Consider the following 21,338-nt stretch of genomic DNA (forward strand, 5'->3'; position numbering starts at 1 on the left):
CCATGGCCAGCGAACGCTCCCAACGCCTCGTCTCCACCGTGCTGCAGGTCATGCTGCGCGGGCTGCCGATCCTGCTGATGGCGATCGTCTGCGGCGTCACGTTCCTGCTCGTGCAGGTCAATACGCCACAAACCGACGAAGCCGCCACCCAGCCCAAGCGCCACATCGCTGACTACACCATGGACGGCATCTCGGCCACTGCCCTGGACGAGACCGGCACGACCAAATACCGCTTCACCGGCGTCCACATGAATCACTATGAGGACGACCTGACCTACGACGTCACGTATCCCGCACTGCGCGTTTATGCGCCCGATCGCCCGCAGGTCACCGCCCGTGCAGACCTTGGCAAGATGAACGGCGACGGCACCATCGTTGATCTGTACAACAACGCCAAGGTCATCCGCGCGCAGGGCCCCGACGCCCGCCAGGACCCGCTGATGACGGCCGATTCGACGTACTTCCAAGTGCTGCTCAACGACGACATCGTGCGTACCGACAAGCCGGTCGAGCTGCACCGAGGGCCGTCGATCATGAACGCCAACGGCCTCACCTTCAACAACGTGACGCGCCAAGTACAATTGCTGGGCAACGTGCGCGGCCGAATCGAAGGGCTGGGGGCGCCGAAGCAGTAAACTCTGCCCCCGAACCTGACAACGCCCACCGACCGCGCCCTTCTCCGACGTGATCCCCATGACTGACTCCCTCCGTGCTGCCGGCCTCGCCATCGTCGCTGCGCTGCTGTTACCGGCCCTGCCCGCGCACGCCGAGCGCGCCGACCGCGACAAGCCGCTCGTGCTCGAGGCCGACAACGCCAGCTACGACGATCTGAAGCAGGTCTATCACTTGACCGGCAACGTAGTGCTGACCAAGGGCACCATGGTGCTGCGCTCCGACGAGGCCGATCTGCGGACCGATCCCGAGGGCTACAACTACGCCGTCGCCACATCCAAGCCCGGCAATCTCGCCTTCATTCGCCAGAAGCGGGACAACGTCGACGAATACATCCAGGGTTGGGGCGAGCGCATCGAATACGACGGCAAGCAAGAGATTTCCAAGCTGATCACCCGCGCACGCATGGAGCGCCTGCAAGGCGCGACGCAGCTCGACGAGATCCGCGGCGCGGTCATCACGTACGATGGACAGAAGGAGTTCTACACGGCCTCGGGCGGCGCGGAAAACGCCACCTCCGCCAATCCGTCGGGCCGCGTGCGCGCCGTTCTCGCACCGCGCACAAGCACACCTGCCGCGCCGGCATCTACCCCGGCCGCCAAGCCCTGATCTGTACTGCCTGTCTTTTCTGTTTCGCTTATGTCTGCCACCACCCTCGCCCCCAAAACTGCAGCGCCGCAGGCCACGACGTCCAGCACGCTGGTCGTCCGCCATCTGAAGAAGCGCTACGGCACGCGCACGGTGGTCAAGGACGTGTCGCTTGACGTGAAAAGTGGCGAGGTGGTCGGCCTGCTCGGCCCCAACGGCGCGGGCAAGACGACCTCTTTCTACATGATCGTCGGCCTGGTGGCGCTGGACGCCGGCGACATCGTGCTCGACGGCGAACACATCAGCCGCCTGCCGATCCACCAGCGTGCGCGCATGGGCCTGTCGTATCTGCCGCAGGAAGCGTCGGTGTTCCGCAAGCTCAACGTGCAGGAAAACATCCGCGCGGTGCTCGAGCTGCAGGAACAGAACGGCAAGAAGCTCTCGCAAGACGAAGTCAACCGCCGCCTTGACGGCCTGCTCGACGACTTGCAGATCGCCCACCTGCGCGACAACCCTGCGCTGTCCCTATCGGGTGGTGAACGCCGCCGCGTGGAGATTGCCCGCGCGCTGGCCTCATCGCCGCGCTTCATCCTGCTCGATGAACCGTTTGCCGGCGTCGATCCGATCGCGGTGGGCGAGATTCAACGCATCGTCAGCTTCCTGAAAGACCGCAATATCGGCGTGCTGATCACCGATCACAACGTGCGAGAAACGCTGGGCATCTGCGATCACGCCTATATCATCAGCGAAGGCACCGTGCTGGCTGCGGGCATGCCGGAACAGATCATCGAGAACGAGGATGTACGCAAGGTGTATCTGGGCGATAACTTCCGGATGTAAGCCACACCGCACGCCTACGCCTTAAGGACGTGGCAAAGCCGCACCTTAAAGCAAAATCCGTTCCATCGACCGAGTGTTGGGCATAGAATAGCCCGCATGAAACAGTCGCTCCAGCTCCGTCTCTCTCAGCATCTCGCGCTCACGCCGCAGTTGCAGCAATCGATCAGGCTGCTGCAGCTGTCGACCATCGAACTGCAACAAGAAGTTGAGCAGGCCCTGACCGAAAACCCGCTGCTGGAGCGGGAAAACGAGTGGCTTGACACGTCCGCTCGCATTGGCTCAGACGGTTCCGTCAACGCGCTGCAAAGCAACACCGCCACGCCCCTGCCCACCGAATCGCCCCCGCCCGCACCCAACGGTGCCGACAGCAGCGACAGCTCGGACAGCAGCTACGAGAACGGTCACGACAGCGGCGCCGATTTCGACAGCGATTACGGCTCCGACCGCTCCGACTGGAGCCTTGACGACTTCGCCCGCAAACCGCAATCCGACGAAGACGACCGCGCCCCGCTGCAGTTGCGCGAAGCCGAACAAAGCCTGCGCGAATTCCTTATGGAACAACTCGCGCCGCTCAAGCTGTCGATGCTCGACAAAGGCCTCGTCATCTTTCTGATCGAATCGCTCGACGACGAAGGTTATCTCTCGGGCACGCTCGACGAAATCCTCGCGGATCTGCCCGCCGAACTCGAAGTCGAACTGGACGAACTGCAAGCCGCGCTGCGCATGCTGCAGAGCTTTGATCCGCCCGGTGTCGGCGCGCGCTCAGCCGCCGAGTGCCTGTCACTGCAATTGCACCGGCTCGATTCGCCTGCGAAAGCGCTGGCGCTCATCATCGTCAATCAGCATCTCGAACTGCTGGCCGCGCGCGACTACACGCGTCTGAAGAAGGCACTGTCCGTCGACGAACCAGCATTGAAGGCAGCGCATGAGCTGATTCGTTCACTGGCGCCGTTCCCGGGTCATGCATTCGGCCGCGCGGAAGCTGATTTCGTGGTGCCTGACGTGATCGTGCGCAAGACAAGCGCAGGCTGGATGGCGCAACTGAACCCCGACGTCATGCCGCGCCTGCGCATCAACGACATGTACGCGCAGATCCTGCGCAGCAGCCGCGGTGAATCGGGCGCCGCCAATCTGCAGCAGAAGCTGCAGGAAGCCCGTTGGCTGATCAAGAACATTCAGCAGCGCTTCGATACGATCCTGCGTGTCTCGCAAGCCATTGTCGAGCGTCAAAAGAGCTTCTTCACGCACGGCGAAATCGCCATGCGCCCCTTGGTTTTGCGGGAAATAGCCGATACACTGGGTCTACACGAGTCCACGATCTCCCGTGTGACAACCAACAAATACATGGCGACCCCGATGGGGACGTTCGAGTTGAAGTACTTCTTCGGCAGCCATGTATCGACGGAAACCGGCGGGGCCGCGTCATCCACCGCGATACGCGCGCTCATCAAGCAACTTGTAGGAGCCGAAGACCCGAAGAATCCTCTGTCCGATAGCAGAATTGCCGAGCTGTTAGGCGAACAAGGATTCGTGGTGGCCCGTCGGACGGTGGCCAAATACCGCGAAGCCCTCAAGATCCCTGCAGTGAATTTGCGCAAGTCTTTATAGCCGCATCGCGGGCAGTTCCGGTGCGGCTCATCTTGAGAAGGAGAACCGCTATGAACTTCAAACTCAGTGGACACCACCTGGACATCACGCCCGCTTTGCGTGAGTACGTGGAAACGAAACTGGAGCGTGTGATCAGGCACTTCGATCAGGTGATTGGCGTCAGCGTGTTGCTATCGGTCGATAACCACAAGGAGAAGGATCGGCGTCAGTACGCGGAAATCAACCTGCACCTCAAGGGTAAGGATGTCTTCGTCGAATCACACCATGAAGATCTTTATGCGGCCATCGACCTACTCGTCGATAAACTGGACAGGCAAGTGATCAAGTACAAGGACCGCGTGCAGGGGCACGACCGTGACAGCATGAAGCACCAAGCCCTCCAGGCCGTGCAGATGCAGCAATAGCAGGACGGCACCGCAAAAACCGCGCCCCGAGTTGGCGCGGTTTTTTTATGCCGTGGTGCATTCGTGACGAATCCGATTGCAACGGATTTAAGTCGGGCTAAAATCTGACGAAAGTATGAATGCTGGCGTGGCGCGGCTTTTGACGCGATGCTGGCAAAAACAGGGTCGATGCCGTGCACACATTGCCGGCACCGGCTGATTGCAGCCCTGGGGGATTCGCTTCTCTGCCCTGCGTGGTGCACCGCTGGTGCGCCGCACAAAGCCGCGCGACACGTGGTCTATAATGATCTCATTGTCCGCGCGCCATCTTGGTGCAGAAGGATGCCGCTCATTTCACGCATTGCACATGAATCGCTTGGCCAAACTGCTGCCGCCCGGGAACATCGCCCTCGACGTCAGCGTAACCAGCAAAAAGCGGGTATTTGAACAGGCTGGCCTGCTGTTCGAGAACAACCACGGCATGACGCGCGCAGTCGTCACCGACAACCTGTTTGCGCGCGAGTCGCTTGGCTCCACAGGCCTGGGAGCCGGCGTGGCCATTCCGCATGGCCGTATTAAGGGGCTCAAGCAACCGCTGGCTGCATTCATGCGTCTGTCCGAGCCGGTGCCTTTTGAGTCACCGGACGGCAAACCAGTCTCGCTGCTGATCTTTCTGCTGGTACCCGAACAGGCCACCCAGCAGCATCTGGAAATCCTCTCTGAAATCGCCCAACTGCTGTCCGACCGTGACATGCGCGAAGGCCTCGCCACCCTGCCGTCGCCCGAGGCGATTCACCAGCTACTGACCGAGTGGCGGCCCTGATCGCAGCGCAATCGGTGGCAAGCGCAACCGATTGCGAGCGCGCTATGCCCCGTCGGCACCACTGTGCCCTGCTATGGAACTGACCGGCGTCATCGCCCAATCGATCTTTGACGACAACGCAGCCGATCTGAAGCTGTCGTGGGTCGCCGGCCTGGAGGGCGCGGACCGCGCGTTCGACGTGGATTTCGCCAAGGAAGCGACATCTGCGGCGGACCTGGTCGGGCACTTGAACCTCATCCACCCGAATCGCATCCAGGTGCTCGGCAAACCCGAGATCACCTACTACCAGCGCCTATCGGAAGAAAACCGCAAGCGCCAGATGGGCGAGCTGATCCTGCTGGAGCCGCCCTTTCTGGTCGTGGCCGATGGCGTGGATCCGCCGCCGGACCTGGAGCTGCGCTGCACCCGCTCGTCCACGCCGCTGTTCACGTCACCGATTTCGTCGGCCGCGGTCATTGATCATCTGCGTTTGTATCTGTCGCGCATCTCTGCGCCGCGCGTGACGATGCACGGGGTATTTCTCGACATTCTCGGCATGGGCGTGCTGATCATGGGCGATTCGGGCCTGGGCAAAAGCGAACTGGGCCTGGAGCTGATCTCGCGCGGTCACGGTCTGGTGGCCGATGACGCAGTCGATTTCGTGCGCCTAGGGCCGGATTTCATTGAAGGCCGCTGCCCGCCGCTGCTGCAGAATCTGCTGGAAGTGCGCGGTCTGGGCCTGCTCGACATCAAGACGATCTTCGGTGAGACGGCTGTGCGCCGGAAGATGAAGATCAAGCTGATCGTCCAGCTCGTGCGCCGCAACGATGGCGAGTTCGAGCGCCTGCCGCTCGATTCGCAGTACCTCGATGTGCTCGGTTTGCCTATCCACATGGTGAAGATCCAGGTGGCTGCCGGCCGCAACTTGGCCGTGCTGGTCGAAGCCGCCGTACGCAACACGATCCTGCGCCTGCGCGGCATCGATACGTTGCGCGACTTCATGGACCGCCAGCGCGCCGCCATGCAGGCCGAAGCCGCCTCGCACTCGCCTCAGGGTCGCCTGCTTTAACAAAGTCGCCACAAAGTTTCGCCGTCGGGCCGGTTTACCCTAGTTTTTGGTGCGAAACGTCAACCCGACATGCGGCCTCTCCGTTGTGGGAGGGAATGCGCCGAGCACGCACGCGGCGGCGTTCATCGCGAGCGCGGTGGCTGTCTTCGCCCGCTCTTCTGACGGTACCCAAGGAGAACACGACGATGAAACAACTGATTGCCGCTTGCGCCCTGGCGCTCCCATTCCTGGCCGGCCAGGCTTTCGCCCAAGGCAGCGCACCGGCAGCTGCGCCGGCCGCACCTGCTGCCGCTCCGGCAGCCAAGAATTCGCAGCAAGAAAAGATGAAGCAATGCAACATGGACGCCGCCGGCAAGAAGGGCGACGAGCGCAAGGCTTTCATGAAAGGCTGCCTCTCTGACAAGCCGGCTGCCGCCGCCAAACCGATGACGCAGCAGGAAAAGATGGCCGCCTGCTCCAAGGCCAACAAGGGCAAGAAGGGTGACGCCTACAAGAACGCCCAGAAGGAGTGCCTCTCGAAGGGCTGAGCATCCCTTTAGCTTCGTTTAAAAAAGGCGGCCAGATCGGTCGCCTTTTTTACTGGTCGCTGCTTTGCAATACAGGGATGCTATCCTCGCGGCATGCGGATCATTCTCATCACCGGTATGTCGGGTTCAGGGAAATCGGTCGCCCTGAACGTGCTCGAAGACGCAGGATACTATTGCGTCGACAACCTGCCCGCGCAGTTCATCCCCGAACTGGCGCGCTATCTGTCGGACCAGGGTTATACGCATCTGGGTGTGGCCACTGACATCCGCAGCCGTGAATCGCTGCGCAAGGTGCCTGAGACGGTCACCGTGCTGCGCAAGGAACACGACGTGCGCATGCTGTTCCTGACAGCGAGTACGAACGCGCTGGTGCAGCGCTATTCCGAGACGCGCCGTCGGCATCCGCTGTCGATCCGTAACGGCCGCCCTGATACCGCCGCCAATGTGCAGGCGGCTGCCAAGGGCCTCGACACCTCGCTCATCGAAGCGATCGAAATGGAGCGCGAGCTGCTCAGCCCGCTGGCCGATCCGGCGCATCGCATCGACACCAGCACGCTGCGCACGAACGCCCTGCGCGCGTACATCAAAGAGTTCATCAGCGACGAGCCGCATGACATCACGTTGATGTTCGAATCGTTCGGCTTCAAGCATGGCGTGCCGACCGATGCTGATCTCGTCTTCGACGTGCGTTCGCTGCCCAACCCTTACTACGACACGCAACTGCGCCCACTCACCGGGCGCGACCAGCCCGTCATCGATTTCCTGCAAAGCCAGCCGATGGTGCTTGCGATGGCAGAGGACATTCGCGCCTACGTGGAAAAGTGGCTGCCGAGTTTCATCGCCGACAACCGCAGCTACCTGACCGTCGCGATCGGCTGCACGGGCGGCCAGCATCGTTCCGTGTACATCGCGGAACGGCTTGCCACGTACTTTCGCGCGCATGGTAATGTGTTGGTCCGCCACCGCGAATTGGCCGTAGACGGCTGAACCGCGCGCCAGACACAGCCCGCGCGCCGGCCAGCCTCATTTGGATGCGGCTTCTTGCGCGGCACCACGCGAAAATCTTGCCGCCTGCTCAAAGTCCGTCCATGCAAGAAGACATCGCTCTCTCACCGTTCTCGCCGCTGCCGCCGCTGCCCACCGAGCTGTCGCTGTTTCCGTTGCATACGGTGCTGTTTCCCGGCGGCCTTCTCCCGCTGCGCATTTTCGAAGCCCGCTACATCGATATGGTGCGCACGTGCCTGCGCGACAAGACGCCGTTCGGCGTCTGCCTGATCGAGCGCGGCAACGAAGTGGCCACCACAGACGGCACGACCGTACCGGTCGACGTGGGCTGCATCGCCCACATCGTCGAGTGCGACATGGAGCAGCTCGGCCTGCTGATGATCAAGGTGCGCGGCACGCAGCGCTTCAAGGTGCTGTCGTTCGAGACTACGCCCGACGGCCTCATGCGCGGCACGGTCGAGCCCATCGGCGCAGACGTGGAAGACTGCAAGGGCGAACTTTTCGACGATTGCGTGGGTGCCCTGCGCCGCATCATCACCACACTCGGATCACGCGAAGATGGCAACGTCCCGATGGCGGAACCCTATGAGTGGTCCAGCCCGAGCTGGGTCGCGAATCGATTGTGCGAACTGCTGCCGGTGCCGCTCAAGGCCAAGCAGAAGCTGATGGAACTGATGGACGCCGGCATGCGCATCGAGATCGTCCATCGCTACATGAAGCAGCATCACATTCTGTGATGCTGCTTCAGCCGAGCCAGATCAGTCTGGCTAGATCAGACTTGGCTGCACCAGCGTCTCCAGCGCCAACTTCACCGGCGCAGGCAATCCCACTGAATTGAGTTGCGCGAGCGGTACCCAACGCCAGTCGTCATTGAGCGCGTCGGGTGTGGCGATCTCCGCGCGCAGCAAGTGCATATGCAGGCGGAAATGCGTGAAGGTGTGCGTGAGCGCGCCAGCCATTTCCACGGTCGAGACCGCGCCATATGCCTGCGCGGCACGACGCACGGTGCCCACCTCCAACGGATGCGCGTCGAGCACGTCGTCCATCTCGCCCACCAGCGGCAAAGACCACAACCCACCCCAGATGCCGCGTTGCGGACGACGCTGCAGCAGGACCGCGTCGGCGTGTAGGGCGATAACAAGTGTCGCGGCACGCTCGGGTATCGTCTTGCGCGGACGCGGCACGGGCAGTTCCATCACGCGATCAGTACTGCGCGCTTCGCATAGCGATTCGAGCGGACAGGGCCGTTCGCCGGTCAGGCATGCCGGTTTGCCGCGCGTGCAAACGGTGGCCCCCAGGTCCATCAAACCCTGTGTGTACGGCTGAATGCCTTCGGCCGGCGGCAGCACGGCTTCGGCGATGCGCCACATCGTGTCTTCCACGCGCTTGTCGCCAGGAAAGCCATCGATGCCAAACACACGCGCAAACACGCGCTTGACGTTGCCGTCCAGAATGGCCGCGCGCACGCCGTACGAAAACGCTGCGATGGCCGCCGCGGTCGAGCGGCCGATGCCCGGCAGCGTCGCCAACACGTCGGGATCGCGCGGGAAGATGCCGTCGTGCTCCGCCACCACGATCTGCGCGCAGCGATGGAGGTTTCGCGCACGCGTGTAGTAACCGAGACCGGCCCACGCAGCCATCACATCGTCTGCAGGCGCAGCGGCCAGCGCCTGCACGGTGGGGAAGCGCTCGATGAAGCGTGCGTAGTAGCCCAGCACCGCGCTCACCTGCGTCTGCTGCAGCATGATCTCTGACAGCCACGTGCGATACGCGTCGCCAGTGTTCTGCCACGGCAAATGGTGGCGGCCATGACGCTGCTGCCATGCGATGACGCGCACGGCAAAATCATCGGGGAGCGAAGGCAATACGGCAGCAGGTTGCGCGGCGCGGCGCGTGCGGCGAGGGGTGGCGGTCATGCGTGTGATGAGGAAACGGCGAGCCGAAGATGCGCGCTGGCGGCGATCCTACCAGAACGAAAAAAGCGCCCACAGGCGCTTTCTCCATGAACAACGCTATGCGTCAAGCCGCGAACGACTGCCGCTCCAGAATCGTTCCGGCCGCGAGAATGCGATCGGTGTATTGGGCGATCGTGCCGCTGCGCTTATCCAGCGTATTGAGCAGCGCTTCGAGTTCGGTGATGCGCGCTTCCAGCGTATCGGTCGCCTCATGAATGCGCTCGATCGAATCGACGCGCTTGCGCAGTTGCTTCTGATGATCGCGCACCTGCGCTTCGAGCGGCGTCATGACCGACTTCAGCCAGATCTCGATGTCGCGGTTCATGTCCTGGAAGGTATCCAACACGCGGCTGGCCACCGTCGAGAATGCGCCGTGCACGAGTTGCGGCTTCGGACGCGTCAGGAAGCTGAACGCGCCAAAGTGGTTGTGCGCGAGCATCAGCGTCTCTTTCAGATCGGCGTCGTAGCGCGTGCCCAGGAAGCGCAGCGGCGGCGACAGCGTGAAGCCGTGCTCGGCGTTGAACTTCTTGTACATGCCATCCACCATCTGGTGCAGTTGGTCGATGCGGTTAGCGGCATCGCGCACCAGGCCCGTCAGGTGGCCGAAGAGCTTGTCCATGTCGTCGCGCAGACCGCGCGAGAACACGCGCTCCTTCATCTTCTCGCGTGCTTCGCGCATCGTCGAGCGGATCTGCTTGAGCTGCACACTCTTGATGATCTCTGCGCTGTGCCGGCCGAACACCGTACGCAGCGCCTGAAACTTGGCGATGCTCTGCTCGAACTCTTCCTTCTCGCCCTGCACGCGCATCAGCATGTGCTTGACCATCGTGTGGTTCTTGCCGCGCAGGCCGCGCAGCTCGAACAACTGCTCGACGATGTCGCGGCGGCGCATCTGCAGCAGTTGCTGCGCGCCGGTGGCCATGTCCTTCACGGCCAGTTGAACCTGCTCGGTCACGATCTCGCGACGCTGCGGAATCAACTGATCCGATAGCACCGACTCCAGCTCCGGCAACCGGCTCTTGGCCAGCAGCTCATGGTCATGGCTGACCTTGGCCACCAGCCCCTTCTGCGCCGACACCGGATACACGCGCTCGACATCGATATCGAGCACCTGCGCCGTCGTCATGATCTGGCGGCTGACTTCGCTCTCGACTTCCTCTTCGGACTTGAGCGGATCCCACAGGCCGTCGACCTTGTTGAGCACCGCGATGCAACCCTTGCGCTGGCCACCGCCCACGTGCGAGCGCCACAGTTCCAGGTCGCTCTTGGTCACGCCGGCATCCGCTGCCAGCACGAACACGACGACATGCGCATCCGGAATCAGGCGCAGCGTCAGTTCCGGCTCGGTACCGATGGCGTTCAGGCCCGGCGTATCCAGGATCACCAGTCCCTGCTTGAGCATCGGGTGCGGGAAATTGATGATCGCGTGACGCCACTTCGACACTTCGACCGTGCCGGCGGCATCCACCGAGAACGCGGCGTCAGGATCGGCGTCGTTATAGAGACCCAACTGCTCGGCTTCTTCCTTGGGCACGCGCACGGTTTCCACCACGTGGCGGAATGCTTCGAGCATGCCCTCGGGCGACGACGGATCGAGCGGCACCGACAGCCAGTGGCTGCCCGCATCGCGAAAATCGGCCGTCGATGCGTCATGCAGACGCGTCTCGATCGGCAGCAGGCGGATCGACGGCGGATAGCTTTCGTCGTACATCAGCTCGGTCGGACACATCGTGGTCCGGCCCGCCGACGATGGCAGGATGCGGCGGCCAAAGTCCGCAAAGAAGATGGCGTTGATCAGCTCACTCTTGCCGCGCGAGAACTCGGCAATAAAGGCGACCTTGAGCTTGTCGCTGCGCAGGACGCCGCGGATGCGCTGTGCGCGCATGTCAGCTTGCGCGTCGTACAGCTCCTGGGCTTGCAGCCAGTCCTGGAATTCCCCCACCGACTGCAGTACCGAAGCGCGCCAGGCGCTGTACTGCTCGAACTGTGTGCTCAGTGTGTTGTTCATCGTTCTGTCTTATTGTGTGCGCGACCCGACCGCGAAAAATGCGCGCGCCCCTCGACATTGCTGTTCCGCCCAATTACGGCACAGAAATGCACAAATTTAGGTGGAACGATACAGCGAACCGCCAGCTTCCGGGCGAACTTTCCACAAGGTTCCCCAGCCCGGGCAGTCAAGTGTTGCGGGATGCCATCGGCGGCCGGACACCCCACTTCAAAAACCTTGCGAAATGGCGGCCAGATCGCTCCAGCGCCACGTTTTCAGGCGGCTTTCGATGCCCTTGGCAGACCGATCAGCGCTGGCAGGTCGGACAGTAGAAAGTGGAGCGCTGCCCCTGCACGATCTGCCGGATTGGCGTGCCGCACACTCGGCACGGCAGACCAGCGCGGTCGTACACGAAGGCTTCGAGCTGGAAGTAGCCGCTTTGTCCGTCTGACCCGACAAAGTCGCGCAGCGTGCTGCCGCCACGCGCGATGGCATCGGCCAGCGTAGCGCGAATGGCCTCGGCGAGCACCGCATAGCGTGACCGGCTGATGCGGCCCGCCGCAGTGGTCGGCCGGATACCGGCGCGAAACAAGCTCTCCGAACAATAGATATTGCCCACACCGACCACGATGTCGCCGGCCAACAGCGCCGACTTGATGGCAACCCGGCGCCCGCGCGTGCGGGCGAACATCCAGTCGCCGTCGAATCGCGCGTCGAACGGCTCAATGCCGAGATTGCGCAGCAGCGGGTGTTCGGCCAACCCGGCTTCGTCCCCAGCGTGCCAGAGCACGGCACCAAAGCGGCGCGGGTCTCGATAGCGCAGTGTGATGGATACGCCGGTTGCATCGGCGAGTTCGATATCGACGTGATCGTGTGGGCCGGGCGGCACGGGCACCTCCAGCACACGCAAGGTGCCCGTCATACCAAGATGGATGAGCAACCAGCCGCCCGCGGTGCCGGCGCGGCGGCCGGATTGCTCCACCGCGGGCATGCATTCGATGAGCAGGTATTTGCCCCGGCGCAGCAAGCGCGTGACAGTCAAGCCCGCGAGCAACTCCGGCAACGCCGGATCGATGGGCCAGCGCAAGCTGTGATGGCGCACCACGGCGCGCACGATACGTCGCCCCGTAATATGCGGTAGCAAACCCAGGCGAGTGACCTCGACCTCCGGCAACTCAGGCATCGAACCTCCATCCCATGTGCTGCTCCAACCTTTTTTACGATGCGGGCGATTGTAGCGGTCAGGCTACAATGCCCCGAACCCCCATCCGGAGCTTCGAGACCATGCCTCACGCCCTCTCCCGTTCGCCCGCGACGCAACGCCCGCGGCGATTCCTGCGCAGCCGAACGGCCCTTCTGGCCGCGCTGGTGGCGGGAGGGCTGACGAGCCTGCCGGCCTGGTCGTCGCAGTCGGTTGCTGGCGCCCCGCTCCTTGCCCAGGCGGCACAGGAAGGCGGTACGGGCGGCCGCGCAGCCATCCAGATTGAACGCTCCCGCCCGCGCACGGGCGTGCTGAGTTCGGAGCGCACCGATCTGCCGCGCGTCGCGCTTACTGAAGACATCATGTACCGCGTGCTGGCATCGGAAGTGTCGCTGCAGCGTGGGCTGGTCGAACCGGCGTACCGCACTTACCTCGCGCTCGCACAGGACACGCGCGACCCCCGCTTTGCCCAGCGCGCCACGGAAATCGCGTTTCTGACGCGCTCCCCCGCACAAGCGCTGACCGCCTCGCGCCTGTGGGTGGAACTGTCGCCAACGTCCATGCCGGCACGCCAGGTGCAGCAGCTCTTGCTGGTGGCGACGGGCCAGTGGTCGGAAGTCGAGCCGATGCTGCAGGCGCAGTTGAACAAGGTCTCGCCCGGCCAGCGTGCCGATGCCCTACTGCAGTTGCAGCAGCAGATGTCCAAGAGCAGCGATCCGGCGGGTGCCGTAGGCGCGCTGCAGCGCATCGCCTCGCATGACATGCAGCGCCCCGAAACGCATCTGGCCTTGGCCCGCGCGAAGGTTGCCGCCAAGGATATTCCCGGCGCACTGACGGAACTGGACACCGCGCTCAAGCTGCGCCCCGGTTATGAAGACGCCGCCATCCTCGCTGCCGAACTGCGTGCCGACGGCGACCCCGATGCCGCCATCGCCGGCCTGCGCAGTTTCCTGAAAGCCGCGCCAGCCTCAATCGATGGCCACCTGGCGCTCGCACGCATGTACCTCGTGCGCAATCAGCAGGACAAGGCGCGCGCTGAATTCGAAACGCTCAAGAAGATCGCGCCCAACGATGCGCGCATCACGCTTGCACTGGGCCTGCTGAACCTGCAGCAGCGCCAGTACGATGACGCCGAGCGTTACCTGAAGGAATACGTCACCGCCACCGCCAAGTCGCCCACCCTGAGCCCCGAACCTGGCTACCAGGGCCTCGCCCAGTTGGCCGAGGAAAAACGCGACTACGCCGGCGCGCTGGGCTGGGTCGACAAGATCACTGGTTCCGCCAACGGCGACGCCGATGGCCAGACCGCGCTGGCAGCCGGCATCAAGCGCGGCCAGTTGCTCGGCAAGCTGCGCCGCATCGACGAGGCACAACAGACCTTCGACGAGCTCGTCGCCGATTCCGAAGACGTGCCCGACGGCCCGCGCCGCCAGGCCCTGATGGACGGCATCCGCCAGGCAGAAATTGGCATGCTGATGGACGCCAAGGCTTACGGCCGCGCCCGGGCCCGCGTCAACGAACTGCTCAAGAGCGACCCGGACAACGTCGAGTACACGTACCAACTGGCGATGCTCGAAGAGCACGACGGGCACTACGACAACATGGAAACGCTGCTGCGCAAGGTGATCGACCTGCGCCCCGGCCAGGCCATCGGCTACAACGCGCTCGGCTATTCGCTGGCCGATCGCAACGTGCGCCTGCAGGAAGCGCAGGAGTTGCTGGAGAAAGCGGTGTCGCTGGCGCCGGATGATCCCTACATCGCCGACAGCCTGGGCTGGGTCAAATACCGTCGCGGCGATCTGCCCGCCGCCACAGACATCCTGCGCAAGGCGTGGGCTGCCGCCCCGCAAGCCGAAATCGGCGCGCACCTGGGCGAAGTGCTGTGGCAATCGGGCAAGCAGGACGACGCGCGCCAGATCTGGACTGAAGCGTCCAAGCTCGACGTGAACGACACCACGCTGCGCGACACGCTGCGCCGTTTCGGTCAGCCGGTGCCCAATGTTCCCGTGAGTGCAAATTGATGGCGATGCGGTTCACGCGCGCGCTTGGCGCGCTGATGCTCGGCGCTGGCTGCGCGCTGTTCAGCGGCTGCGCAAGCTTGCGGCCAGCTAACGATCTCTTCGCCGGCACGCAAGACGCCGATGCCTCCATCACGCGCTATCAGGGTCGCTTCTCAGCCCGTTACACGCAGAACAACGCCGAGCAAAGCGCCGTCGGCAACTTCCTCTGGCGTGAGCGCGGACCCGACGTGCAGCTTGAGCTGATGTCGCCGCTGGGCCAGACGCTGGCCATCGTCAGCCAGAGCAACCAGGGCGCCACGCTTGAGCTGCCGAACCAGCCGCCGCGCCGCGCCCCCGAAGTCGACACGCTGATGCAGGATGCGCTCGGCTTTTCGCTGCCTGTCTCCGGCCTGCGCGACTGGCTGCGCGCCCGCCCCGCTCCCGGCACACCGGCACGCGTGGCACGTGATGCGCAATCGCGCCCCGAAACCATCGAGCAGAACGGCTGGACTGTCCACTACGTCGCCTGGACTGACGACGGAAACAATTCCGACGGCGCCAAGGTCAGCATCCGCCGACTCGACCTTGATCGCCCGCAGGGCACCAATGGCCCGCTCTCGGTGCGGCTCGTGCTCGACCAGTAACGCCTCGCTCGTCATGTCTTCCGCACCCGCCGAGCTGCGTGATTGCCCAGCGCCCGCCAAGCTCAACCTCTTCCTGCACGTGGTCGGCCGCCGGCCCGATGGCTACCATTTGCTGCAAACTGTCTTCCAGTTGATCGACTGGTGCGACACGCTCCATTTCACGCGCCGCACCGACGGCCGCCTCGTGCGCATCACCGATATTCCGGGCGTGCCCGCCGATGATGACCTCGTCATCCGCGCCGCGCGTCTGCTGCAAGCGGAAACCGGCTGCACCTACGGCGTCGACATCGCCATCGAGAAACGTCTGCCGATGGGTGGTGGCATTGGCGGTGGCTCGTCCGATGCAGCCACCACGCTGCTCGCGCTCAATCGCCTCTGGGGCCTCGATCTGCCACGCACGCAACTGATGGCGATCGGCCTCAAGCTCGGCGCCGACGTGCCCTTCTTTGTGTTCGGCCAGAACGCCTTCGCCGAGGGCATCGGCGAAGAACTCACGCCCGTCACGCTGCCGCCGGCTGCCTTCGTGGTGATTCACCCACGCGTGCATGTGCCCACCCCCGCAATTTTTTCCGATGAAGGGTTGACACGCGATACGCCACTCACCATAATTACGGACTTTCCTGACCAACAAATTGTTTTCGCTTACGGTCGCAACGACCTACAAGCGGTGGCGGAAAGGAAATACGGCGAAATCGCCCGAGCACTTGTCTGGCTGCGTCAATTCAGCCCTCTGGCAAGAATGACCGGATCCGGCGCCTGCGTATTTGCTCCGTTCGACAACGTCGAGCATGCGCAAGCGGTAGCGGATCAGGTGCCTTCCGAATGGGAAGGTCGGTATGCGGCAGGTCTGACGCATCACCCGCTCGCAGGATTTGCTGTGTAAGGTTTGCAGTTATCGCCTCTGCAATGGAGGCGGTAACCAATAGGTTGTGTAGGGGCGTCGCCAAGCTGGTTAAGGCACCGGATTTTGATTCCGGCATGCGTAGGTTCGAATCCTTCCGCCCCTGCCATTTTCTTCCTCATGTTTCCAGCAATAGCCCGGTTGGTGCTTTAACTAACCGGCGCGTCTGAAGTCGAAAAACAGGTGCCCCGATGAGCAGCGAAGGCTTGATGGTTTTTACCGGCAACGCCAACCCGAAACTCGCCGAAGCTGTCGTCAAGCACCTAGGCATTCCCCTAGGCAAGGCCCTCGTCGGCCGATTCTCCGATGGTGAAGTCCAGGTCGAGATTCAGGAGAACGTGCGCGGCAAGCACGTGTTCATCCTGCAATCCACCTGCGCCCCGACCAACGACAATCTGATGGAACTGATGGTGATGGTCGATGCGCTCAAGCGCGCGTCTGCCCGCCGCATCACGGCCGCCATTCCCTATTTCGGCTATGCCCGCCAGGACCGTCGCCCGCGTTCGGCGCGTGTGGCGATCACGGCAAAGGTCGTGGCCAACATGCTGGAAGTCGCCGGCGTCGAGCGCGTACTGACGATGGACCTCCACGCTGACCAAATTCAAGGCTTCTTCGATATCCCGGTCGACAACATCTACGCGTCGCCGATCCTGCTCGAAGACCTGCGCAAGAAGAACTACGAAGACCTGCTGGTGGTGTCGCCTGACGTCGGTGGCGTGGTGCGCGCACGTGCACTCGCCAAGCAACTCGGCGTGGATCTGGCGATCATCGACAAGCGTCGCCCGAAGGCCAACGTCGCTGAGGTGATGAACATCATCGGTGAAGTCGACGGCCGCAACTGCGTGATCATGGACGACATGATCGATACCGGCGGCACGCTGTGCAAGGCCGCGCAGGTCCTCAAGGAGCGCGGCGCCAAGCAAGTGTTTTCGTATTGCACGCATCCGGTGCTGTCGGGTGGCGCAGCTGCCCGCATCGCAGACTCGGCGCTCGACGAAGTGGTCGTGACCGATACCATTCCGCTGCGCGAAGACGCCATCAAGTGCGGCAAGATCCGCCAGCTCTCGACGGCGCCGCTGCTGGCCGAAACCTTCACCCGCATCGTGCGCGGTGACTCGATCATGTCGCTGTTTGCGGAATGATTCAGCACCCGAGCGGCTTACTGTTATAATTCAAGGCTTTACTGCAGAAAACGTCGACTAGACGGCACTTCTGCGGTGTCTGCGGGGCGCAATATGGCGCCCCGTTCACCAGACGGCTTGGTCGCGAGTCGTCTTTTTCGTTTGGAGCAATCATGAAAGTTGTCGCTTTCGAGCGTAGCGTTCAGGGCACTGGTGCGAGCCGCCGCCTGCGCAATTCCGGCAAGACGCCGGCCATCATTTACGGCGCTGGCGCCGAGCCGAAGCTGATCGAACTCGATCACAACGCGCTGTACCACGCGCTGAAGAAGGAAGCCTTCCACTCGTCGATCCTCGACATCGAAGTGGCTGGCAAGGTGGAAAAGGCGCTGCTGCGTGACTTCCAACTGCACCCGTTCAAGCAACTGGTTCTGCACGTCGACTTCCAGCGCGTGTCGGCCAAGGAAAAGATCCACGTCAAGGTGCCCCTGCACTTCATGAATCAGGAAACTGCTCCTGGCGTGAAGCTGGGCCACGGTATCGTGAACCACATCCTGAACGACGTTGAAGTGTCGTGCCTGCCGGCCGACCTGCCCGAGTTCATCGAAGTGGATCTGGGTACGCTGGAAATCGGCCAGACCCTGCACATCGCTGACCTGAAGCTGCCGAAGGGCGTGACCATCCTCACCCACGGTGGCGATGAGAACCCGGCTGTTGCCAACATCAGCGTGCCGGCCGGCGAGAAGTCCGCTGCCGCCGAAGAAGGCGCTGCTGCAGGCGAAGACAAGCCGGCAGCCTAAGTTGCCGCACCTCGCACTTCGGTGCGAGCGAAAGAAGCCCGCCGAGCCTGTCTCGCCGGGCTTTTTTTCCGCCTGAGCGGCGCGCGCCGCACCGCCTCCAGGCTGCGGAAAGCAGCTATGCTTGTACGATCAAGGGGCGCTTCCTGCACCTCAACCTGATACGAATCGCATGATCAAACTCATCGTCGGCCTCGGCAATCCGGGGGCCGAATATGCGGCGACGCGACACAACGCCGGCTTCTGGCTGGTCGACCAACTCGCGCGCATGGGCAACGTGACGCTGCGCAACGAGACGCGCTTTCACGGCTATGCAGCGCGCGCCAACCTTTGGGGCAACGAGGTGTGGCTGCTGCAGCCGCAAACCTTCATGAACCGCTCGGGCCTGGCCACCGTGGCGCTTGCCCGCTTCTACAAAGTGATGCCCGATGAAATCCTGGTCGTGCATGACGAACTGGATTTGCCACCCGGCGCTGTCAAGCTCAAGCTCGGTGGCGGTTCCGGTGGCCATAACGGCTTGAAGGACATTGCGGCACATCTGACCACGCAACAGTTCTGGCGGCTGCGGCTGGGCATCGGCCACCCGCGCAACCTGTTGCCGCCGGGCACCGCAGCGTCCGGCCAGCATGACGTTGCCAACTTCGTGCTCAAGGCGCCTCGCAAGGAAGAGCAGGACCTAATCGATCGCGCCATCGATCAGAGCCTGGATGCGCTGCCCGAGCTGATTGCCGGCAACGCCGAGAAAGCCATGATGCGCCTGCACACCGCACGCTGATCCGCCAACACCGAGGACACCGCCATGACACGGTTCGCCATACTGACCTCACGCGCCGCCGTGCTGGCGGGTCTGGCGCTCGGCCTGGCGGCTAGTCTGCCGGCGCAAGCGCAGGTGTATCGCTGCAGCGAAAACGGCCAGACGACCTATTCCGACCACCCCTGCGGTACGCGCGCGCAGCCCGTGCCGATGATCGACAACACGCCCAGCGCCGCCGATCAAAAGGCTGCCCGCGAACGCGCTAGCGCCGAAGCCGCCGAAGTGCAGCAGATGGAATCGGCACGCCGAAAAGCGCAGGCAGCGGAAGATGCCCGCCAAGCCCAGATGGCCGCACAGGCTGCCGAACAGGCGCGCCGCGAGCAAGGACAGAAAGTGGTGGTTGCGCAGGAAGGCGTTCGCTACTGCCATCGCGTCTACGTGGGGCCGTTACCGTACCCGGCGCCATACCCGCAACCCTATCCGACGCCGATGCCGGTGATCCGCCAACCTCCCGCGCCGGCTGCTGGCGCGCTACGCCAACCTGGCAATGGCCCGAAGCCGTTCGCGCAAGCACCGTTGGCGCCCACACCCATCGTGCCGCGCCCACTGCATCCGCATTACCCGCATTACCGCATCGTCTGCGAACCGGGCTATGCGTACGAAGGGCCGGAAGATCTGCTGCCGATCCAGTAAACGTAATGCCCACGAACGGTAGGTACCAATGAAAAGAGACGGCCAAAGCCGTCTCTTTTTTGTGTGCTCACGCTGCGCGTGGTGGTGCTGAGGTGAGCTGAGTGTACTTCTGCATCAACTGCTCGTGCGTTTCCTCATGGGCCGGGTCCTTGGGAATGCAATCCACCGGACAGACCTGCTGGCACTGAGGCTCGTCAAAGTGGCCGACGCATTCGGTACATTTGCCCGGGTCGATCACGTAGATCTCCGGGCCCATCGAAATCGCGCCGTTGGGGCACTCAGGCTCGCATACGTCGCAATTGATGCACTCATCGGTGATTATGAGCGCCATGATGCCTTCCTTGAAATGGCCGGCGAGCCAGCGCTCGCCAAAGCGTCATTTTATTCCGATTTCCCCGACCCTTCCGTCTTGCCGGTCTTTTCCTTGAGCCACTTTTCGACCGACGGGAACACGAACTTGCTCACATCACCGCCAAGCACGGCGATTTCGCGCACAAACGTGCCCGAGATGAACTGGTACTGATCCGACGGCGTGAGGAACATGGTTTCCACGTCCGGCAGCAGGTAGCGGTTCATGCCGGCCATCTGGAATTCGTACTCGAAATCCGACACGGCACGCAGGCCCCGCACGATGACGCGTGCGCCGTTCTTGCGCACGAAATCCTTCAAGAGGCCGGAAAACCCTTCCACCCGCACGTTGGGGTAATGGCCGAGCACTTCACGGGCGATCTCGATGCGCTCTTCCAGCGCGAAGAACGGCCGCTTGTTCGGGCTCTGCGCCACCCCGACGATCAGCTCGTCGAAGATATTGGACGCACGCCGCACGAGGTCTTCGTGGCCGCGCGTGAACGGATCGAAAGTGCCGGGATAAACCGCGATCACCATGGTTCCTCCACCAAGGGGAAAAGAGCATCCGCAAGCGTCGGCGTGGGACATGGCCGCGCCGGTACTGCATTCGGACACCATTGCGTTATCGAGCGCGGCAGGTCCCGAGCCTGCCGCCTGGGCCACCGATACCGACCGAGGGCACCGGCGTTGCGGGTGCCGCTCGATGCTCATGCATCGGTTGCGAGCGGCGTAGTTTAACCGTTTTTGCGGAGCAGCAAATGTGCATGCACCGCACCGGCGCGCAGGTGTTTGTGAAGCACCAGATCGGCAGGCAACGCGATACCGGCGGTCGGCTCGTCGCCATGTGAATCAGTACTCACATCCACCAACGCCTGTGCCGCTTCAACGTAGATCACGCCTCCTGGCTTGACCACCCGGGTTGCGGCTTCCAATGCCCGTAACGTCCAGTCCTGTGCAAACGGCGGATCGATGAACACCGCATCGAGCGCAGCATCGGGCTGGCGAGCGAGCCAGGCAAAGGCGTCGCCGGAGACGATGTCGACCATACGTGCGCCCAGCTTGTCGCGGATGGCGTGCAACGCGCGCACGGCCGGGGCGTGGTTTTCGATGAGCGTCACGTGCGCAGCGCCGCGCGAAGCCGCCTCAAAGCCGAGCGCGCCAGTGCCGGCAAAGATATCTGCGCAGCGCCAGCCGGTCAGGTCTTGACCGAGCCAGTTGAAAACGGTTTCGCGGACGCGGTCGCTGGTCGGGCGCAAGCCGTCGGCGTCGACCACCGGGAGCGGCGTGCGCTTGTATTGCCCGCCGATGATGCGAACCTGCTGCGGTGCGCGCGCATGCGACGTGGTGGTCTTGGCCTTAGGGCCTTTTGAGGTACGAGGTGCCATGGGCGCGATTGTAGTGCCAGCGCAAACAAAAACCGGCGGGAGATGCCGCCGGTTTTTCGGA

Annotated in this window: 23 protein-coding genes and 1 tRNA gene; 18 read left to right on the forward strand and 6 right to left on the reverse strand. The window is 63.1% G+C overall.

All coding sequences use genetic code 11. The features are described from left to right. The first annotated feature begins 2 nt into the window (after positions 1-2). The 10 genes from lptC to DOD19_RS13325 all read left to right on the forward strand — a co-directional run bounded on the left by lptC (position 3) and on the right by DOD19_RS13325 (position 8,231). The gene (lptC, locus tag DOD19_RS13280; RefSeq protein ID WP_024976711.1) at positions 3-635 is read left to right on the forward strand and encodes an LPS export ABC transporter periplasmic protein LptC; all 633 of its coding nucleotides are present in this window, start codon (positions 3-5) and stop codon (positions 633-635) included. Positions 636-693: 58 nt separating this feature from the next. Then, positions 694-1,281, forward strand: a complete 588-nt coding sequence (gene lptA / locus DOD19_RS13285; RefSeq protein ID WP_112185941.1) for a lipopolysaccharide transport periplasmic protein LptA — start codon at positions 694-696, stop codon at positions 1,279-1,281. Positions 1,282-1,311: 30 nt separating this feature from the next. Next, entirely contained in the window at positions 1,312-2,100 is a 789-nt protein-coding gene (gene lptB / locus DOD19_RS13290; RefSeq protein WP_004633384.1) for an LPS export ABC transporter ATP-binding protein, read from the forward strand. A gap of 96 nt (positions 2,101-2,196) precedes the next feature. Further along, the gene (locus DOD19_RS13295; protein ID WP_024976713.1) at positions 2,197-3,708 is read left to right on the forward strand and encodes an RNA polymerase factor sigma-54; all 1,512 of its coding nucleotides are present in this window, start codon (positions 2,197-2,199) and stop codon (positions 3,706-3,708) included. Between the two features lie 50 nt (positions 3,709-3,758). After that, on the forward strand, positions 3,759-4,112 hold the full coding sequence (gene raiA / locus DOD19_RS13300) for a ribosome-associated translation inhibitor RaiA (RefSeq protein WP_024976714.1): 354 nt from the start codon (positions 3,759-3,761) through the stop codon (positions 4,110-4,112). Between the two features lie 346 nt (positions 4,113-4,458). Beyond that, entirely contained in the window at positions 4,459-4,914 is a 456-nt protein-coding gene (ptsN, locus tag DOD19_RS13305; RefSeq protein ID WP_024976715.1) for a PTS IIA-like nitrogen regulatory protein PtsN, read from the forward strand. A gap of 73 nt (positions 4,915-4,987) precedes the next feature. After that, positions 4,988-5,962: an HPr(Ser) kinase/phosphatase gene (gene hprK, locus DOD19_RS13310; protein WP_004633393.1), complete on the forward strand. Its 975-nt coding sequence runs from the start codon at positions 4,988-4,990 to the stop codon at positions 5,960-5,962. A 185-nt stretch (positions 5,963-6,147) separates the two neighbouring features. Next, a complete protein-coding gene (locus tag DOD19_RS13315; RefSeq protein WP_112185943.1) occupies positions 6,148-6,489 on the forward strand; it encodes a PsiF family protein in 342 nt (113 codons plus the stop codon). Between the two features lie 93 nt (positions 6,490-6,582). Beyond that, complete coding sequence (gene rapZ, locus DOD19_RS13320; RefSeq protein WP_024976717.1) at positions 6,583-7,476, forward strand: RNase adapter RapZ; 894 nt, start codon at positions 6,583-6,585, stop codon at positions 7,474-7,476. A 101-nt stretch (positions 7,477-7,577) separates the two neighbouring features. Then, positions 7,578-8,231 (forward strand): LON peptidase substrate-binding domain-containing protein, encoded by a 654-nt coding sequence (locus DOD19_RS13325; protein WP_024976718.1) that lies wholly within the window; start codon positions 7,578-7,580, stop codon positions 8,229-8,231. A 30-nt stretch (positions 8,232-8,261) separates the two neighbouring features. Here DOD19_RS13325 and mutY read toward each other — a convergent pair whose 3' ends face one another. From mutY to mutM, 3 genes are all read right to left on the reverse strand, one after another. Next, entirely contained in the window at positions 8,262-9,410 is a 1,149-nt protein-coding gene (gene mutY / locus DOD19_RS13330; protein WP_112185945.1) for an A/G-specific adenine glycosylase, read from the reverse strand. Between the two features lie 103 nt (positions 9,411-9,513). After that, positions 9,514-11,457, reverse strand: a complete 1,944-nt coding sequence (locus DOD19_RS13335) for a dynamin-like GTPase family protein (protein ID WP_112185947.1) — start codon at positions 11,455-11,457, stop codon at positions 9,514-9,516. A gap of 286 nt (positions 11,458-11,743) precedes the next feature. After that, the gene (gene mutM, locus DOD19_RS13340; RefSeq protein WP_112185949.1) at positions 11,744-12,619 is read right to left on the reverse strand and encodes a bifunctional DNA-formamidopyrimidine glycosylase/DNA-(apurinic or apyrimidinic site) lyase; all 876 of its coding nucleotides are present in this window, start codon (positions 12,617-12,619) and stop codon (positions 11,744-11,746) included. A 101-nt stretch (positions 12,620-12,720) separates the two neighbouring features. On the opposite strand from mutM, the gene DOD19_RS13345 reads away from it, so the two are divergent. From DOD19_RS13345 to DOD19_RS13380, 8 genes are all read left to right on the forward strand, one after another. Beyond that, entirely contained in the window at positions 12,721-14,658 is a 1,938-nt protein-coding gene (locus tag DOD19_RS13345) for a tetratricopeptide repeat protein (RefSeq protein WP_112185951.1), read from the forward strand. Then, entirely contained in the window at positions 14,658-15,281 is a 624-nt protein-coding gene (lolB, locus tag DOD19_RS13350) for a lipoprotein insertase outer membrane protein LolB (protein ID WP_112185953.1), read from the forward strand. Before DOD19_RS13345 ends, lolB begins: the two co-directional genes overlap by 1 nt. A gap of 13 nt (positions 15,282-15,294) precedes the next feature. After that, positions 15,295-16,164 (forward strand): 4-(cytidine 5'-diphospho)-2-C-methyl-D-erythritol kinase, encoded by an 870-nt coding sequence (gene ispE / locus DOD19_RS13355; RefSeq protein ID WP_112185955.1) that lies wholly within the window; start codon positions 15,295-15,297, stop codon positions 16,162-16,164. Positions 16,165-16,214: 50 nt separating this feature from the next. Continuing rightward, a tRNA-Gln gene (locus DOD19_RS13360) sits at positions 16,215-16,291 on the forward strand. Positions 16,292-16,373: 82 nt separating this feature from the next. Beyond that, positions 16,374-17,324 (forward strand): ribose-phosphate pyrophosphokinase, encoded by a 951-nt coding sequence (locus tag DOD19_RS13365; protein WP_004633415.1) that lies wholly within the window; start codon positions 16,374-16,376, stop codon positions 17,322-17,324. A 152-nt stretch (positions 17,325-17,476) separates the two neighbouring features. After that, positions 17,477-18,100 carry a 50S ribosomal protein L25/general stress protein Ctc gene (locus tag DOD19_RS13370; RefSeq protein ID WP_024976725.1) on the forward strand — a complete coding sequence of 208 codons (624 nt, stop codon included), beginning with the start codon at positions 17,477-17,479 and terminating at the stop codon, positions 18,098-18,100. 169 nt (positions 18,101-18,269) lie between these two features. Beyond that, on the forward strand, positions 18,270-18,872 hold the full coding sequence (pth, locus tag DOD19_RS13375) for an aminoacyl-tRNA hydrolase (RefSeq protein ID WP_012761087.1): 603 nt from the start codon (positions 18,270-18,272) through the stop codon (positions 18,870-18,872). Between the two features lie 24 nt (positions 18,873-18,896). Further along, positions 18,897-19,544 carry a DUF4124 domain-containing protein gene (locus tag DOD19_RS13380; protein ID WP_112185957.1) on the forward strand — a complete coding sequence of 216 codons (648 nt, stop codon included), beginning with the start codon at positions 18,897-18,899 and terminating at the stop codon, positions 19,542-19,544. Between the two features lie 67 nt (positions 19,545-19,611). On the opposite strand, the gene DOD19_RS13385 is transcribed toward DOD19_RS13380, so the two are convergent. The 3 genes from DOD19_RS13385 to rsmD all read right to left on the reverse strand — a co-directional run bounded on the left by DOD19_RS13385 (position 19,612) and on the right by rsmD (position 21,277). Next, positions 19,612-19,875 (reverse strand): YfhL family 4Fe-4S dicluster ferredoxin, encoded by a 264-nt coding sequence (locus DOD19_RS13385; RefSeq protein WP_004633424.1) that lies wholly within the window; start codon positions 19,873-19,875, stop codon positions 19,612-19,614. 50 nt (positions 19,876-19,925) lie between these two features. Continuing rightward, positions 19,926-20,429, reverse strand: coding sequence for a pantetheine-phosphate adenylyltransferase (gene coaD / locus DOD19_RS13390; RefSeq protein WP_004633426.1), 504 nt, complete (start codon positions 20,427-20,429; stop codon positions 19,926-19,928). A gap of 197 nt (positions 20,430-20,626) precedes the next feature. Continuing rightward, positions 20,627-21,277 (reverse strand): 16S rRNA (guanine(966)-N(2))-methyltransferase RsmD, encoded by a 651-nt coding sequence (gene rsmD / locus DOD19_RS13395; protein WP_112185959.1) that lies wholly within the window; start codon positions 21,275-21,277, stop codon positions 20,627-20,629. Between the last annotated feature and the right edge of the window lie 61 nt (positions 21,278-21,338).

This window comes from Ralstonia sp. GX3-BWBA, from assembly GCF_003290055.1.
GTDB classification, from domain to species: Bacteria; Pseudomonadota; Gammaproteobacteria; order Burkholderiales; family Burkholderiaceae; genus Ralstonia; species Ralstonia holmesii.

Excerpts from the sequence above, each read along its gene's own strand:
- lptC (WP_024976711.1), top strand. The coding sequence starts at position 3 with ATGGCCAGCGAACGCTCCCAACGCCTCGTCTCCACCGTGCTGCAGGTC.
- lptA (WP_112185941.1), top strand. The coding sequence starts at position 694 with ATGACTGACTCCCTCCGTGCTGCCGGCCTCGCCATCGTCGCTGCGCTG.
- lptB (WP_004633384.1), top strand. The coding sequence starts at position 1,312 with ATGTCTGCCACCACCCTCGCCCCCAAAACTGCAGCGCCGCAGGCCACG.
- DOD19_RS13295 (WP_024976713.1), top strand. The coding sequence starts at position 2,197 with ATGAAACAGTCGCTCCAGCTCCGTCTCTCTCAGCATCTCGCGCTCACG.
- raiA (WP_024976714.1), top strand. The coding sequence starts at position 3,759 with ATGAACTTCAAACTCAGTGGACACCACCTGGACATCACGCCCGCTTTG.
- ptsN (WP_024976715.1), top strand. The coding sequence starts at position 4,459 with ATGAATCGCTTGGCCAAACTGCTGCCGCCCGGGAACATCGCCCTCGAC.
- hprK (WP_004633393.1), top strand. The coding sequence starts at position 4,988 with ATGGAACTGACCGGCGTCATCGCCCAATCGATCTTTGACGACAACGCA.
- DOD19_RS13315 (WP_112185943.1), top strand. The coding sequence starts at position 6,148 with ATGAAACAACTGATTGCCGCTTGCGCCCTGGCGCTCCCATTCCTGGCC.
- rapZ (WP_024976717.1), top strand. The coding sequence starts at position 6,583 with ATGCGGATCATTCTCATCACCGGTATGTCGGGTTCAGGGAAATCGGTC.
- DOD19_RS13325 (WP_024976718.1), top strand. The coding sequence starts at position 7,578 with ATGCAAGAAGACATCGCTCTCTCACCGTTCTCGCCGCTGCCGCCGCTG.
- mutY (WP_112185945.1), bottom strand. The coding sequence starts at position 9,410 with ATGACCGCCACCCCTCGCCGCACGCGCCGCGCCGCGCAACCTGCTGCC.
- DOD19_RS13335 (WP_112185947.1), bottom strand. The coding sequence starts at position 11,457 with ATGAACAACACACTGAGCACACAGTTCGAGCAGTACAGCGCCTGGCGC.
- mutM (WP_112185949.1), bottom strand. The coding sequence starts at position 12,619 with ATGCCTGAGTTGCCGGAGGTCGAGGTCACTCGCCTGGGTTTGCTACCG.
- DOD19_RS13345 (WP_112185951.1), top strand. The coding sequence starts at position 12,721 with ATGCCTCACGCCCTCTCCCGTTCGCCCGCGACGCAACGCCCGCGGCGA.
- lolB (WP_112185953.1), top strand. The coding sequence starts at position 14,658 with ATGGCGATGCGGTTCACGCGCGCGCTTGGCGCGCTGATGCTCGGCGCT.
- ispE (WP_112185955.1), top strand. The coding sequence starts at position 15,295 with ATGTCTTCCGCACCCGCCGAGCTGCGTGATTGCCCAGCGCCCGCCAAG.
- DOD19_RS13365 (WP_004633415.1), top strand. The coding sequence starts at position 16,374 with ATGAGCAGCGAAGGCTTGATGGTTTTTACCGGCAACGCCAACCCGAAA.
- DOD19_RS13370 (WP_024976725.1), top strand. The coding sequence starts at position 17,477 with ATGAAAGTTGTCGCTTTCGAGCGTAGCGTTCAGGGCACTGGTGCGAGC.
- pth (WP_012761087.1), top strand. The coding sequence starts at position 18,270 with ATGATCAAACTCATCGTCGGCCTCGGCAATCCGGGGGCCGAATATGCG.
- DOD19_RS13380 (WP_112185957.1), top strand. The coding sequence starts at position 18,897 with ATGACACGGTTCGCCATACTGACCTCACGCGCCGCCGTGCTGGCGGGT.
- DOD19_RS13385 (WP_004633424.1), bottom strand. The coding sequence starts at position 19,875 with ATGGCGCTCATAATCACCGATGAGTGCATCAATTGCGACGTATGCGAG.
- coaD (WP_004633426.1), bottom strand. The coding sequence starts at position 20,429 with ATGGTGATCGCGGTTTATCCCGGCACTTTCGATCCGTTCACGCGCGGC.
- rsmD (WP_112185959.1), bottom strand. The coding sequence starts at position 21,277 with ATGGCACCTCGTACCTCAAAAGGCCCTAAGGCCAAGACCACCACGTCG.